Origin of the sequence: Actinoplanes sp. NPDC024001 (assembly GCF_040638955.1) — a bacterium.
In the GTDB taxonomy this organism is placed as follows: Bacteria; Actinomycetota; Actinomycetes; order Mycobacteriales; family Micromonosporaceae; genus Actinoplanes.
The window spans coordinates 55,145-68,781 of record NZ_JBEZZB010000038.1 but is presented as its reverse complement, the minus strand read 5'-3'; the positions used below and the strand labels follow the sequence as shown (position 1 = coordinate 68,781).

13 protein-coding genes are annotated in these 13,637 nt (G+C 72.8%); 3 read left to right on the top strand and 10 right to left on the bottom strand.

Annotation, left to right across the window (positions count from 1 at the left end; genetic code table 11):
• The 3 genes from AB0F81_RS17235 to AB0F81_RS17225 form a co-directional block, all read right to left on the bottom strand.
• Positions 1–990: hypothetical protein (locus AB0F81_RS17235; protein WP_360197928.1), on the bottom strand; the 990-nt coding region annotated here is incomplete at its 3' end.
• A gap of 4 nt (positions 991–994) precedes the next feature.
• Positions 995–1,255 (bottom strand): hypothetical protein, encoded by a 261-nt coding sequence (locus AB0F81_RS17230; protein ID WP_360197925.1) that lies wholly within the window; start codon positions 1,253–1,255, stop codon positions 995–997.
• Between the two features lie 901 nt (positions 1,256–2,156).
• Positions 2,157–2,528: a hypothetical protein gene (locus AB0F81_RS17225; protein WP_360197944.1), complete on the bottom strand. Its 372-nt coding sequence runs from the start codon at positions 2,526–2,528 to the stop codon at positions 2,157–2,159.
• A gap of 276 nt (positions 2,529–2,804) precedes the next feature.
• Here AB0F81_RS17225 and AB0F81_RS17220 point away from each other — a divergent pair, with 276 nt between their 5' ends.
• The gene (locus AB0F81_RS17220; RefSeq protein ID WP_360197922.1) at positions 2,805–5,408 is read left to right on the top strand and encodes an ATP-dependent Clp protease ATP-binding subunit; all 2,604 of its coding nucleotides are present in this window, start codon (positions 2,805–2,807) and stop codon (positions 5,406–5,408) included.
• Positions 5,409–5,435: 27 nt separating this feature from the next.
• On the opposite strand, the gene AB0F81_RS17215 is transcribed toward AB0F81_RS17220, so the two are convergent.
• Positions 5,436–6,425: a LysR family transcriptional regulator gene (locus AB0F81_RS17215; RefSeq protein ID WP_360197920.1), complete on the bottom strand. Its 990-nt coding sequence runs from the start codon at positions 6,423–6,425 to the stop codon at positions 5,436–5,438.
• Positions 6,426–6,551: 126 nt separating this feature from the next.
• Complete coding sequence (locus AB0F81_RS17210) at positions 6,552–7,130, bottom strand: hemerythrin domain-containing protein (RefSeq protein WP_360197917.1); 579 nt, start codon at positions 7,128–7,130, stop codon at positions 6,552–6,554.
• A gap of 101 nt (positions 7,131–7,231) precedes the next feature.
• Here AB0F81_RS17210 and AB0F81_RS17205 point away from each other — a divergent pair, with 101 nt between their 5' ends.
• Together AB0F81_RS17205 and AB0F81_RS17200 are read left to right on the top strand one after the other, a co-directional pair.
• The gene (locus AB0F81_RS17205; RefSeq protein WP_360197914.1) at positions 7,232–8,539 is read left to right on the top strand and encodes a M20/M25/M40 family metallo-hydrolase; all 1,308 of its coding nucleotides are present in this window, start codon (positions 7,232–7,234) and stop codon (positions 8,537–8,539) included.
• 18 nt (positions 8,540–8,557) lie between these two features.
• Positions 8,558–9,226, top strand: a complete 669-nt coding sequence (locus tag AB0F81_RS17200) for a hypothetical protein (protein WP_360197911.1) — start codon at positions 8,558–8,560, stop codon at positions 9,224–9,226.
• Between the two features lie 195 nt (positions 9,227–9,421).
• On the opposite strand, the gene AB0F81_RS17195 is transcribed toward AB0F81_RS17200, so the two are convergent.
• The 5 genes from AB0F81_RS17195 to AB0F81_RS17175 all read right to left on the bottom strand — a co-directional run bounded on the left by AB0F81_RS17195 (position 9,422) and on the right by AB0F81_RS17175 (position 13,546).
• Positions 9,422–9,613, bottom strand: coding sequence for a DUF5703 family protein (locus AB0F81_RS17195; protein WP_328476863.1), 192 nt, complete (start codon positions 9,611–9,613; stop codon positions 9,422–9,424).
• 5 nt (positions 9,614–9,618) lie between these two features.
• Positions 9,619–10,707 carry a hypothetical protein gene (locus AB0F81_RS17190; RefSeq protein WP_360197908.1) on the bottom strand — a complete coding sequence of 363 codons (1,089 nt, stop codon included), beginning with the start codon at positions 10,705–10,707 and terminating at the stop codon, positions 9,619–9,621.
• Positions 10,708–10,770: 63 nt separating this feature from the next.
• The gene (locus tag AB0F81_RS17185; protein WP_360197905.1) at positions 10,771–11,409 is read right to left on the bottom strand and encodes a response regulator transcription factor; all 639 of its coding nucleotides are present in this window, start codon (positions 11,407–11,409) and stop codon (positions 10,771–10,773) included.
• Positions 11,406–12,554, bottom strand: coding sequence for a histidine kinase (locus AB0F81_RS17180; RefSeq protein WP_360197902.1), 1,149 nt, complete (start codon positions 12,552–12,554; stop codon positions 11,406–11,408). Before AB0F81_RS17180 ends, AB0F81_RS17185 begins: the two co-directional genes overlap by 4 nt.
• Positions 12,551–13,546, bottom strand: coding sequence for an aldo/keto reductase (locus AB0F81_RS17175; RefSeq protein ID WP_360197899.1), 996 nt, complete (start codon positions 13,544–13,546; stop codon positions 12,551–12,553). Before AB0F81_RS17175 ends, AB0F81_RS17180 begins: the two co-directional genes overlap by 4 nt.
• Positions 13,547–13,637: the final 91 nt, after the last annotated feature.

Here is a 13,637-nt window from a genome sequence, read left to right as displayed (position 1 = left end):
GAGGAGGAGCGCGGTTGACACCGCGCACGAAACAGAGGCCGGCCTTCGGGCCGGCCTTTTGCTATGCGGGCGCGGTCTCCAGCGTGACCAGCAGGGGCGGCCCTCCCCGGACTCGGCGTCGTTGCGCACCGGCTCGGGCGCGTCCGGCCGCAGCGTCTCGGCGTCGCGGCCGAGCCGGGCCAGCAGCACCCCGGTCAGCACGCCGGCGGTCACCGCGCTGTCGGCGGGATGCGCGGTGGGCCGGTTCTCCTGCTGCTGTTGCCGCACCGGCACCCGGCAGATCCGGTCGATCAGCGTCTCCAGCACGGCCGGCTCGGTGCCCGGCAGCAGCGACCGGACCCGGCTCTCCGCCGCGGAGCGCAGGCGCGGCACGTCCTCCGGGCGCGGCTCGTGCCCGAGCAGGTCGCCGGCGAGGCGGTGCAGCACCGGTGAGCTGACCGCGGACAGGCCCAGCCCGGTCGACGCGTTGACCGCGTGCAGCTCCCGCCCGAGGCGGGCCCGGTCCCCGGAACGCACCCCGGCCGCGACCCGGCGCAGCAGCTCGGCGGTGTCGGTGTCCTCCCGGCCGGGCTTGTCCTGCGGCGGCGCCGGTTCACCGGTGAGCTGGGCGACGCGCTGCTGCCACCACGGGCCGAGGGTCTCCGGCGCCGGCTCGCCCTCCTTCTCGGCGGGCGCCGAGCTTGGCTCCCGCGGCGCGACCGCGGTCCGCCAGTCCTGAGGCGCGGCGCTCGGCTCACCGGACAGCCCGAGCAGGGCCAGATAGGCCGAGACCGCGTCCTGCGCCGCCCGCAGCGCGGCCGCCGCGCTCTCCGCGTGCTCGGTGGCGTGCCCCAGCTGGGTCACCCCGATGTCCTGCTGGGACTCCTCGCGCACCCAGTTGAGCATCCGGGTGGCGCTCTCCAGCCGCGCCAGCGCCGTCGTGACGAGCCCGGTGGGCAGGTCGTCGGAGGTGGCGCGGAGCTGGGCGCCGAGTTCCTGCAGCAGCGACATCGCGTCAGAGGTTCGCCGTGTAGGTCTGTGCCTGCTCGATCGCCTGCGCGGTGGAGCCCATGCACTCCTCGAGTTGCTGATCGGCGTGGGACAGGGAGGCGTGCGCGCTCTGCACCTCGGGATTGGCGCTGCCGTCCAGGGCCTGGGCCAGGCTCTGCTGTGCCTCGCCGAGCTTCTCCCGGGCCGCCTGGATGGCTGCCTGCCCCTCCGTCACCTGCTGCAGGGCGGCGTCGACGGCAGCCCTTAACTCGGCGACACTGGCCACCCGCGGTGCCTCCTGTACGTCTTTCTGATTGCACCTAAGCGTAACGCCCGGTTTCGGCGGGGCCGTCCCTGGAGCCCCCAAATTGGCGCGGGTGCGCAATCCGTCAAGCACCTCGGGATCCCGCCCACCCGGTGGAGGCTCCGGGTAACTGCCCTGGTGATCGCCGTCTCCGGAGAGATCCATTGTGGATGATCAAGCGCGCGCCCGCCACGGCGGCCCCCCGGATCGGCCTCCGAGCGGCGCGGACGACGCCGGCGTCTTCCACCCGAGCGGGTCATCCTCACCGCGAACGCCTTGGTACGTCAGCGGTGAATCCGACCCGCCCGAGGGTAATGTCGAAGTAGGGAGCGCCCGCCCTGTCTGCTGGCTGCGGTGGAGCGGAGCGTCCGACCTGTCGGTCCCGTCCTGAGCTGCTAACCCAGGTCAGGCGGGGCCGTTTCCTGACAGTGCTGCGATCACTGACGCGACAGCCGCGAGAAGCGTGGCGATGGCGATGATCGTGGCGTTGCTTGGCAGCCACCTCGGGCGGCGGCTACGAGTCTCGTTCGGCATGCTTTCCTCTCTCTCGGGGCGCTGGATGGCCCTGCAGGCAACCATCCGACCTGCATCCCGTTGAGAGTCCGGCTTGCGACTTCAGCCTACTGTCCGGTTACGGTGCCGCCGTCCTCGGATGCCCCGTTTTGGCAGACCCCGGCCAACCGCGGCCCAGCCGGGCATTCGCTCTCCCCGCCGACCACACAGCTGGTGGCGGCTCGCTGCGCGGCGGCGCCGCGGAGATCTTGGCAAGTTCGGGCCGAAACATGGGCGCCAGCCGCCAAGATCTGGATGGAAGTGGCGGTGCGAGGCCGCAGAAACAAGCGCTGAGTGGGGAAGGTGCGCTGGCAGATCGGCTCGGCGGCGGCTAGCGGGGGACTGCGGAGGGGCCGCGGATCTCGGCGCCCAGGGCGACGGCTCGCGCGCGCAAACCCCGGTCAGCGGTCACGACGACGACGCGGCGGTGGGCGGCTGTCTCCCGTACGAGATCGATGATTTTGTCGTCGCCGGAGCCGGTGGCGCGCTCGATGCGCACGCCGTCGGGAGATTGCGGGATGTCGCGGGCGCGGCCCTCGACGACCAGGACGACCTCGACCGGGGCCGGGATGTCGCTCAGGCCGGCGGCGGGAACCGTCGCCAGGCGGTCGCGGAGCCGGACCGCCGCACCGGCCCGGTCGCGCCACCAGCCGTCCGGCACGGAACCGACGACGTTGGCGCCGTCGACCACGATCAGCGGCACGACCTCGGCGGATATCGCCGCCGGAGGCGGCGGCGGCTGCGATGCTGGCTCCTGGGACGTCGGCTCCTGGAAGGCCGGGGCCAGAGAGTGGGGCGGTGGATCGGAAGGTACGGCCACGAAGTTGAGCGTACTCCTGTCAACTTTTCGCGCGATCCGGGAATCAGGAGGCGACTTGAGGCGCTTCTAACACCCGGGCGAGCAACTTCCCGCCCCAGCGGCCGGGTAGCGGTGCAGACGTTCCCGGCCGCCCGCGAGGTACCAGGAGAAGAGAGACTGATGAGCATCGGACCGTTCGGGCCGTCCGGGCCCGGCCAGTGGGACGACCTGTTCGCGCGCTTCTTCGGTGCGGCCGAGCCGCGCCGGGCGGCGCAGCGCTTCGACATCGCGCGATACATGAGCAACGACGCCCGCCAGGTGCTCACCGACGGGGCACGCCGGGCCGCCGAGCTGGCGACGGGGGAGCGTCCCCTCGCCGACCTCGACACCGATCACCTGCTCTGGGCCGTGCTCCAGCAGGAGCCGATGAAGCAGACGGTGCGCCGCGCGGGCACCGACCCGGAGACCCTGCTGAGGGAGCTGGACGCGCAGGCCGGCGGCGAGGTCGCGCAGACCGCCGCGGCGAACCGCCGGGCCGAGATGGGCGCGGCCGGCCGTGACCTGCCCGAGCAGGTCGCGCTGACCCCGGCCGCGAAGCGGGCGCTGCTGGACAGCCTGCAGATCTCCCGTGCGGTGGGCGCCTCCTACATCGGCCCGGAGCACATCCTGATGGCGCTCGGGCTGAACACCGACTCGGCCGCCGGGCGGATGCTCGCCGGCCGCCTCGACCCGCGTTCGATGCCGCACCCGGAGACCCCGGCCACCGGCGGCGGTGGCGGGCAGGGCGGTTCGCGCGGCTCGTCGTCGGCGCAGACCCCGACGCTGGAGCAGTTCGGCGTGGACCTGACCGAGACCGCCCGGCGGGGCGAGATCGACCCGGTGATCGGCCGGGCCGACGAGATCGAGCAGGCCGTGGAGATCCTGTCCCGGCGCACCAAGAACAACCCGGTGCTGATCGGTGAGGCCGGGGTCGGCAAGACCGCGATCGTGGAGGGCCTGGCCCAGCGCATCGTGGACGGCGACGTGCCGCTGACCCTGCAGGACAAGCGGGTCATCCAGCTCGACCTGGCCGGTCTGGTGGCGGGCACCCGCTACCGCGGCGACTTCGAGGAGCGCCTGCGCAAGGTGATCGACGAGATCCAGGCGTCCGGTGACGGCCTGATTGTCTTCCTCGACGAGATCCACACCCTGGTCGGCGCCGGTGGCGGCGGCGAGGGCGGCGGGATGGACGCCAGCAACATGCTCAAGCCGGCGCTGGCCCGCGGCAAGCTGCGCGTGATCGGCGCGACCACGCTCGACGAGTACCGCAAGCACATCGAGAAGGACGCCGCGCTGGCGCGGCGCTTCCAGCCGGTGCTGGTCGGCGAGCCGACCGTCGAGGACACCGTGGCGATCCTGCGCGGGCTGCGAGACAACTACGAGGCCCACCACCAGGTGCGGATCGCCGACGAGGCGCTCGACGCCGCGGCGGTGCTCTCGGACCGCTACATCACCGACCGGTTCCTGCCGGACAAGGCGATCGACCTGGTCGACCAGGCCGGCGCCCGGGTCCGGCTGCGCACCAAGACGCCCGACGCCGGTCTGCGCGAACGCGAGCGCCGGCTGGAGCAGCTCTCCCGGGACCGCGACCAGGCGGTCGCCGCGGAGAACTACGAGCAGGCGTCCCAACTGCGTGACCAGATCAACGAGCTGAAGGCGCAGATCGCCGGGGCCGGCAGCGGACCCGACGGCGTGCCGCAGGTGACCGACGCGGACGTGGCCGAGGTGGTCTCCCGGGCCACCGGCATCCCGGTCGCGCAGCTCACCGAGGCCGAGCGGGACCGCCTGCTGCGCCTCGAGGAGCACCTGCACGGCCACGTGATCGGCCAGGAGGACGCGGTCGCCGCGGTCGCCGAGGCGGTCCGCCGCTCGCGGGCCGGGCTGGGCGACCCGGACCGGCCGGTCGGCAGCTTCCTGTTCCTCGGCCCGACCGGTGTCGGCAAGACCGAGCTGGCGCGTTCACTCGCCGAGGCGCTGTTCGGCGAGCCGGACCGGATGATCCGGCTGGACATGAGCGAGTTCCAGGAGCGGCACACGGTGTCGCGGCTGGTCGGCGCCCCGCCCGGATACGTCGGCTACGACGAGGCCGGGCAGCTGACCGAGGCGGTCCGCCGCCGGCCGTACAGCGTGGTGCTGCTGGACGAGATCGAGAAGGCGCACCCGGACGTCTTCAACATCCTGCTCCAGGTGCTCGACGACGGGCGGCTCACCGACAGCCAGGGCCGGACGGTCAGCTTCAAGAACACCGTCCTGATCATGACCAGCAACCTCGGGTCGGACCTGATCAGCGGGAGCACCCGCAGCGTCGGCTTCGGCGCCGCGGACAACGGCCGCTCCGCCGACGAGGAGCTGCGGGACCGGATCGACCGGCGGCTCAAGGAGCAGCTGCGGCCGGAGTTCATCAACCGGATCGACGAGATCATCATCTTCCGGCAGCTGGAGAACGACCAGCTGCACCGGATCACCGAGATGATGCTGGAGGAGACCCGGCGCCGGCTGCACGCGCAGGACGTCCGCATGGAGATCACCGACGCGGCCGTGGACTGGCTGTCCGAGCGGGGCTTCCAGCCCGAGTTCGGCGCCCGGCCGCTGCGCCGGACCATCCAGCGGGAGCTGGACAACCGGCTGTCGAAGATGCTGCTCGCGGCGGATCTCGCCCCGGGCCGCACGGTCCGGGTGGATGCCCGTGACGGCGAGCTGACCTTCGAGGTGGAGTCCAGCTCGCAGCCCGCCGGCACGCGATAGGGACGGTGCTGCAGGAGGTCGCCCGACTCAGGCGGCCTCCTGCACCGTCGCCAGCGGCGTGATGCCGCTGACCTCCGGTGCGGAGCGCATCCACTCCACGTAGGCCTCGTTGCGCGCGATCACGTCCTGGTACGCCTCGTCGGCGAGCACCATCAGCGCCGGTGCGCTGAGAGCCGCCGGCGAGTCGGGGTGCCAGCCCAGGACCAGCCGCCAGCGCAGCGGGGCACCCCGCAGCGGCCGGCTGGTGAGCCCGGCGGGCGGACGGAAGGTGGCCTGGCACAGCCCGATCGCCAGGCCCAGCTCGACCATGTCGACGCAGGCCCGCGCGTCGGTCTCGAGCATCTTGCGCGGCGCGAACCCGGCCCGCGCGCAGGCCGCGGCGAAGCAGTCGGAGAAGCAGGTGTCGCCGGCGCCGGCCACCCAGTGTTCCTCGGCCAGCTCGGCGAGGTCCACGTCCTTCTCCTTGGCCTGCGGGTGGTCCTCGGGCATCAGCACGCAGACCGCGTTGACCGCGATGGTCTGCCAGACCAGCCCGAACTCGGCTGACGGCAGGGCGTCGCCGCAGACCCCGACCTGGGCGTAGTCCAGCTTCCCGGCGAGCACCATGGCGGCCAGCTCGTCCACGTAGTACGACGCGTGGGTGGTGATCTGGGCGTCCGGCTGCGCCTCGGCGAGGCGGTGCACCAGGTGTGCGACCACCGGCCCGCCGACCGCGCCGATCCGGTAACGGCTCATCATGTCGCCGCCACCGGCGGCCAGCCGGGCGGCCTCGTCCTGCAGGCCCTTCATGGCGGGCAGCAGCACCCTGGCGCGTGAGAGCACCAGCTCACCCAGTGCGGTCGGGCGTGCGCCGCGGCGGTCCCGGTCGAAAAGCGGTCCGCCCAGGGTGCGCTCGATGCGCTGCAATTGCGCGGTGAGCGCCGGTTGGGCCAGACCCAGCTGGGACGCGGCTTTGGTCACGCTGCCGGTCTCCGCGATGGCGCAGACCACCTTCAGATGCCGCAGCTCGAGGTTCATAGCGTGACGTTAGGACGTTAATGGGATCGAAAGCTAGCCCTGTGAGCCGGGGAAAGATCCGCAAGCTGTGACAAACATATTAACGAACAGCACAGACTCCGCTTACCGCATGTTCTCCGCAATCCGTTACAGATCACGCGCATAGGTGGTGCGAGCGGTCACCATGTCGCGGATCTTGTCGATCACGCCGAGGGCCGGGTCGACCACCTTGTTCCACGGCGGCGTCGACGGCGTACGCGGGTGCGGCCGGGTCGGCGCGGCCTCCTCGGCGGTCTCCACCCGGTTGCCGAGCCGGATCATGTCCTCGGCCGGGACCATCTGCTCCAGCAGCGGGAACAGCTCCTCGGCGTCGGCAGCGACGTGCCGCCGGACGGCCTCGACCACGGGCCCGGCCGTACCGTCGCTCTCCAGCCCGGCCATCAGCAGCAGCAACTCGCGGTCCTCGGCCAGCTCGCGATCGGCGATCGCGTCGCCGCCCGGCACCACGGCCCGGATCGCCGGATAGAGATACTGCTCCTCCGCGGACAGGTGCCGGGAGAGCGTCGCGACCAGGACCGACGCCACGCGGGAGTCGTCCGGGTCGCCGGTCAGCCGGTCGGCGAGCGCGAGCAGCTCCCGGTGCTGCTCGCCGAGGACATCGACGATGCTGCGCCCGGAGGTCTCACCGCCGACCGGCGGCAACGGGGGAAGATTCACTTCAGACACGGCGCCGGGATACCCGGTACCGCTCTCCGCCCAAACTTCCCCATCCGACCACCCCGGGATCGGACTGAAGACTTGCACCCTCTTACTGGTAAGAAAGGCGGATGAACACCACCGCCGTGGACGAGGTCACCGGCCTCTGCCGGGACCTGCTGCGCATCGACACCACCAACACCGGAGACCCGCGGACCACCGTGGGCGAGCGGGTCGCCGCCGAGTACGTGGCCGAGCGGCTCGACGAGGTCGGCATCGAGACGCGGCTGCTCGAATCGGCGCCCACGCGGGCCAACCTGATCGCCCGCATCCCCGGCGCCGACCGTTCCCGCGGCGCGCTGCTGGTGCACGGCCACCTCGACGTGGTGCCGGCCGACGCCGGCGAGTGGTCGGTGCCGCCGTTCGCCGGCGAGGAGAAGGACGGCTATCTGTGGGGCCGCGGCGCCGTCGACATGAAGGACTTCGACGCGATGGTGCTCGCCGTGGTCCGCGAGTGGCAGCGCACCGGCTACACCCCGCCGCGCGACATCGTCCTGGCCTACACCGCCGACGAGGAAGCCGGCATGGAGTACGGCTCCCAGTGGCTGGTCCGCAACCACGCCGACCTCTTCGAGGGCTGCACCGAGGCGATCGGCGAGGTCGGCGGGTACTCCTACACGATCAACGACGACCTGCGCCTCTACCTGGTGCAGACCGCCGAGAAGGGCCTGGACTGGCTGCGCCTGCACGCGCACGGCCGCCCCGGCCACGGCTCCTTCATCCACGACGACAACGCGGTCACCGCGCTCGCCGAGGCGGTCGCCCGGGTCGGCCGGCACCGCTTCCCGGTGGTGCTCACCCCGACCGTGCGGACCTTCCTGGAGCAGGTCAGCGAGGCGCTCGGCATCGACCTCGACCCGGAGCAGCCGGAACTGGCCGTGGCCAAGCTCGGCCCGATCGCCAACCTGATCGGCGCCACCCTGCGCAACACCGCCAACCCGACCCGCCTGGAAGCCGGCTACAAGGACAACGTCATCCCCGGCAAGGCCTCGGCCACCATCGACTGCCGCACCCTGCCCGGGCACGCCGACGCCTTCCTCGCCGAACTGCGCGAGGTGATCGGGCCGGACGTGGAGATCGAGCACGTGCACCAGCAGTCGGCCGTCGAGACCTCCTTCGACGGTGCGCTGGTCGACGCGATGGGGGCCGCGCTGCGCGCCGAGGACCCGGGTGCGCGTACCGTGCCGTACCTGATGTCGGGCGGCACCGACGCCAAGGCGTTCGCCACCCTGGGCATCCGCTGCTTCGGGTTCGCGCCGCTGCGGCTGCCGCCGGACCTCAACTTCAGTGCTCTCTTCCACGGCATCGACGAGCGGGTTCCGGTGGAGGGACTAAAGTTCGGCGTGCGTGTGCTCGACAGACTGCTCCGAAACAGCTGATTCCGGAAGGACCCCCAGATGAGCGACCAGAACGCTGAGCTCGACGCCGCCCTCGAACAGGTGGTCGAGGCGGCGCGGGCGCACCTCGCGGCCGTCAAGGCGGCCGCCGGGCGGATTGACGACGACGACGTCTGGCAGGCATACGTCGACCTCAACAACGCCTCTTTCGCGTACGACGAGAAGCTGCTCGACGCCTACGGCGAGGTCACGCCGTGGGACGTCGAGTCGATCGATCCGGACGAGGCGGACCACCGCTTCGGCATGGTCGGCGACGGTGCCGAGGATGGCGCCGGCGACCCGTACCCGCAGGTCGTCTCGGTCCGGCAGCGCCGCGACTACCGGGTGCCCAGCGTCGCCGCGCTGCTGCGCGTCGCCGAGACGGCCCGCCGCAGCGCGGTGCCGGATGACGAGGACCCGGGCCCGGTCGAGTCGGTCGGCGAGGCCGTGCTGGAGCTGCTCCAGGCCGGTGACGGATCCCTGGCCTCGCTCGACGTGCCGGAGCTGGAGCCGCTCGACGGCCTGCTCACGGTCACCGAGGTCACCGCGCCGCTCGACCTGGAGGCCTTCGACGACGCCGACGGCAGCGGCCCGTTCGCCCCGGTCGAGGGCGACCAGCTGGTCGGCCGCCTCGACGAGCACCCCTTCCTGCCCGACGAGGAAGAGGACCACGCGGGCCACAACCATTGAGAACCACCTGGTCGCTCGAGGCGACCAGGTCACGGTCCCTCATCGGTACGGCCTACTGCTCCCGCGTCACTACACCGCCCGGGGCGGCTCATTCCCATGGGCCGCCGTCCCTGGGAGTAGCGGTGCAGGGGGCACCGTGACGCGGCCGGCGCGCCATATCGAGGAAGCCCGTCCGGCAACCGCCGGACGGGCTTCTCAGTAACTCAGATTGGGCTGGGGAGTGGGCTGGACCCGGCGGCGGAGCATCACCTTGCGGGTGCCGTCGCGGAAGAGCTGGACCTTGGCCAGCTCCCAGCCGGAGAACTCCGCCTGTATGGCGAGCTGCGCCGCCGCGGTCAGACGATCGACATTCGAAGGCAACCGCAGCGGCGCGTATTCGTAGTCCATGCGATCTAATATGCTCCCGCCCCGGGCTGGGGCACCAGCCCCTCCCGCCGTGATTCCCGCCCGGCCTCGGCGGGCCTCCCGCAGCGCCCGCAGGCAGGGCGGCGGCGCAGGTGGTAGGCGTAGGCGGCGGCGCCCAGCGCCACACTCCACAGCGGCCACAGCAGGCCCGGCGCGGACGCTCCGGTGAACAGGTTCCCGGCGCCCGGCGCGGTGAACAGCGACACCGACGCGGCCGCGACCAGGATCGCCACGACCGTCGCCGGGACGGTCGCCAGCCGGATCGGCACCGGGCGGCCGGCCAGGCCGATCATCCAGCGCGGGAACCGCTCGCCCCAGCGCTGCGCCAGCCCGAGCGTCAGCACCGCACCCACCAGGGCGAACGACCCCAGCCCGGCGGCCGCGACGAGGATCCCCTCGGCGCGCATCTGCTCGAGGAACGCGTCGTCGATGCCGAGTGGGATGCCGGCCGCCCACGACAGCCGCGACACCGCGTAGAGGGCGGGCACCGTCGCGGCGACGCCGACCGCGACCCGGCCCCACCGGGCGGCCCGTTCCGGTTCGGTCCAGCCGCCGCCGCCGGTGGCGCGGCGCCCGCACCGCTCGCACGCTCCCGCGCTGCGCCGCTGCCAGGTCAGCGCGGCCCGGGCGACCAGCACCCCACCGATCACGGCGACCAGCTGGTTGCCCAGGTTCCAGGTGAAGATCGCCGAGTAGTCCACCGGCGGCCAGCCGAACGGCAGCCCGGCGATCAGCATCGGGGCGTAACCGGCCAGCGCCAGCAGCCGCGCGTCCGGCACCACGATCAGCAGTGCGGCCGCCACCGGCCACAGCAGGCCGAGGATCGCCAGCCGTCCCGGTCGCGCCGGCGCCGGGTTGCCCGCCGCGATCAGCAGCGCCACCGCGGTGGCGAGCAGCACGGCCGCGAAGATCGGCGCGCCGGTGCCCGGGTCGAGTTCACGCAGGGCGTTGCTGATCCCGTTGTGGTGGTCGTTGGTGCCGAACGGGAACCCGCGCCCGGTGATCGTCCAGCCGAGGGCGAGAGTGCCGTACCCGGCGGCCCAGCCGGCCGCCACCTTGCACGCCGTGTTCGTCATGCCTCCACGCTCGCGCGCAGGAGCACGGCGGAGATCCCCGCGCGGAGGGGACCGCATCCCCTCTCAGAGGGAGACGAACCCCGACCGGTACGCGACCACGACCGCCTGGGTCCGGTCCCGCACCCCGAGTTTGCCCAGCACGCTCCCGACATGCGTCTTGATCGTCTCGACCCCGAGCACCAGCCGCTCGGCGATCTCCGCGTTCGACAGGCCCTCCGCCATCAGGGTCAGCACCTCGGCCTCCCGGGCGGTCAGCCCCGCCTCACCGACCCGGCCGTCCGGCGGGCCGTACGCCGCCGCCAACCGCCGGACCGCCTCCGGGAACAGCAGCGAGTCACCGCGGGCCACCACCCGGACCGCCTCGACGATCTGCTCCGGCCGGGAGCGTTTCAGCAGGAACCCGGCCGCGCCGGCGCGCAGCGCCTGATAGACGTACTCGTCGTTGGCGAACGTGGTCACCACCAGGATCCTGGGCGGCTCGGGGAACCGTTCGAGCAACAGCCGGGTCGCTTGGATGCCGTCCATCCGCGGCATCCGCACATCCATCAGCACCACGTCCGGCCGCAGCCGCAGCGCCGCGGGCAGCACCTCGGTGCCGTCGGCGACCTCGCCGGCGACGGTGAGGTCCGGCTCGGCGGCGAGGATCGCCCGCAGCCCGGCCCGCACGAGCGCGTCGTCGTCGACGATCAGCACCCCGGTCATGACAGCGGCAGCCGGGCGATCACTTCCCAGCGGTCCCCGGCCGGCCCGGCGGTCAGGGCGCCGCCGATCAGCCGCACCCGTTCCCGCATGCCCGCGACACCGTGACCCCCGTCGCGAACGCTGCCCCCGGCCACCGCCGGGTTGGTCACCTCGATCACCAGTTCGTCCTCCTGCCGGATGCGCAGCGTGGCCGGCCCGGTGCCGTGCCGGGCCGCGTTGGTCAATGACTCCTGCACGATGCGGAACGCCTCCCGCGACACCTGCGGCGGCACGTCCACCTCCGCCACCTCGGCCCGCACGTCGCCGGTGAGCAGCCGGCCCAGGTCGGCGAGGGTGGGCGCGGCCGCCAGCGCCGCGGCCTCGTCGCGCAGGATGCCGAGGACCGCGTCCAACTCGCCGGTGGCCGTCCGCCCGGTCTCCTCGATCGCGCCCAGCGCCTGCCGGGCGAAGCCGGGATCGTGATCGAAGACCGCCCGCGCCGCCCCGGCCTGCAGGGTCATCGCGGTCAGCGCGTGCCCGACCGAGTCGTGCAGCTCACGGGCCAGCCGGTTGCGCTCGGCGAGCCGCCGCTCCTGCTCGCGCACCTCGGCGAGACGCGCGGCGGGGGAGGGGCCGAGCAGCACCGGCGCCATCGTGGCGGCCAGCCGGCCCAGCCCGGCGGTCGCGTAGAGCGCGGCGATCAGCAGCAGCGGCCCGGCCGGGATCCACCACCGGGACGGCCCGGTGCCCAGCCCGGACCCACCGGTCAGGGCCACCATCGCGACCGGGACGGCGATGAGCACCACCGTGCCGATCGCCACCCCGTTGAGCAGGTGCAGCCCGAACCAGAGCGCGGCGCGTAGCCGGGTCTCCAGCTCCGGCGGCCGGCCCCGGTCGTGGGCGGGCAGATCCACCTCGAGCAGCGCCCGGGCCGCCGCGATCTCCAGCTCCCGGGTGCCGCTCAGGAACGGCGGGATCAGCGCGATCACCGCGGCCACCGCGATGCTGGCGAGCAGGCCCGGCTCGCTGCCGCCGCTGCGCACCACGGTCTGCACCAGCAGCCCGGTGCCCAACGCGTACGGCAGCGCCAGCACCGCCCCGAGCAGCAGGAACACCGCCCGCCGGTAGGTGGCGGCGGTGACCAGCGGGCGCAGCAGCCGGCTCATCCGTCGGTGTGCGGGTAACCGACGCCTTCGCGTTCCGGATAGCCGACGTCGATCGCGGACACGTCGTCCAGCGCCATCGCGATCTCCGGCGGCAGGACCAGCTGCTCGCTGCGCAGGGCGCCCTGCAGCTGCCCGGCGGTGCGGGCGCCCAGGATCGGGGCGGCCACCCCCGGCCGGTCCCGGATCCAGGCGAGCGCGACCTCGAGCGGGGAGACGCCGAGGCCGCCCGCCGCGATCACCACCGCCTCGACGATGCTGGAGCTGCGCGGCTCCAGATACGTCTGCACGAACGGCGCCATGTGCTCGGAGGCGCCCCGCGAGTCCAGGGGGCGGCCGTTGCGGTACTTGCCGGTGAGCACGCCACGGCCCAGCGGCGACCAGGCCAGCACCCCGAAGCCCAGGGCCGCCGCGGCCGGCAGCAGCTCCCGCTCGATGCCGCGCTCCAGCAGCGAGTACTCCATCTGGGCGGCCACGATCGGGGCCCGTCCGGGGTACGCCGACTGCCACGTCGCCGCCCGTGCGGTCTGCCAGGTCGCGAAGTTGGAGACCCCCACGTACCGCACCCGGCCGGTGGCGACGGCGTGGTCGAGGGCGGACAGCGTCTCCTCGAACGGGGTCTGCGCGTCATAGCCGTGCACCTGCCACAGGTCGACGTAGTCGGTGCCGAGCCGGCGCAGCGACGCGTCGAGCGAACGCAGCAGGTTGCCACGGGAGCCGTCCCGCGGACGGTAGCGGTGCGGGGTGAGACCGGCCTTGGTGGCGATCACCACCTCGTCGCGGGGCACCAGGTGGTCGAGCAGGGAGCCGATCACCGACTCGGCGTCGCCGTCGCCGTACACATCCGCGGTGTCGATCAGCGTGCCGCCGGCCTCCAGGAAGATCTTCAACTGGTCGGCCGCGTCGTCGGGGTCGGTGTCGCGTCCCCAGGTCATGGTGCCGAGCGCGAGCCGCGAAACCGCTAGCCCGCTTCGGCCGAGCGGTCGCTGATGCATGAGTGAACCTTATTCAGACTGGTTGCATAGCGAAATGGCCCGGCCCCACGCGGCGCGTCGGTTACCGGACGGAAATATGCTTTGCGGCGGC

Bases quoted from the DNA above. Each gene is read 5' to 3' on its own strand.
- AB0F81_RS17220 (WP_360197922.1), top strand. From the start codon at position 2,805: ATGAGCATCGGACCGTTCGGGCCGTCCGGGCCCGGCCAGTGGGACGAC.
- AB0F81_RS17215 (WP_360197920.1), bottom strand. From the start codon at position 6,425: ATGAACCTCGAGCTGCGGCATCTGAAGGTGGTCTGCGCCATCGCGGAG.
- AB0F81_RS17205 (WP_360197914.1), top strand. From the start codon at position 7,232: ATGAACACCACCGCCGTGGACGAGGTCACCGGCCTCTGCCGGGACCTG.
- AB0F81_RS17200 (WP_360197911.1), top strand. From the start codon at position 8,558: ATGAGCGACCAGAACGCTGAGCTCGACGCCGCCCTCGAACAGGTGGTC.
- AB0F81_RS17195 (WP_328476863.1), bottom strand. From the start codon at position 9,613: ATGGACTACGAATACGCGCCGCTGCGGTTGCCTTCGAATGTCGATCGT.
- AB0F81_RS17190 (WP_360197908.1), bottom strand. From the start codon at position 10,707: ATGACGAACACGGCGTGCAAGGTGGCGGCCGGCTGGGCCGCCGGGTAC.
- AB0F81_RS17185 (WP_360197905.1), bottom strand. From the start codon at position 11,409: ATGACCGGGGTGCTGATCGTCGACGACGACGCGCTCGTGCGGGCCGGG.
- AB0F81_RS17180 (WP_360197902.1), bottom strand. From the start codon at position 12,554: ATGAGCCGGCTGCTGCGCCCGCTGGTCACCGCCGCCACCTACCGGCGG.
- AB0F81_RS17175 (WP_360197899.1), bottom strand. From the start codon at position 13,546: ATGCATCAGCGACCGCTCGGCCGAAGCGGGCTAGCGGTTTCGCGGCTC.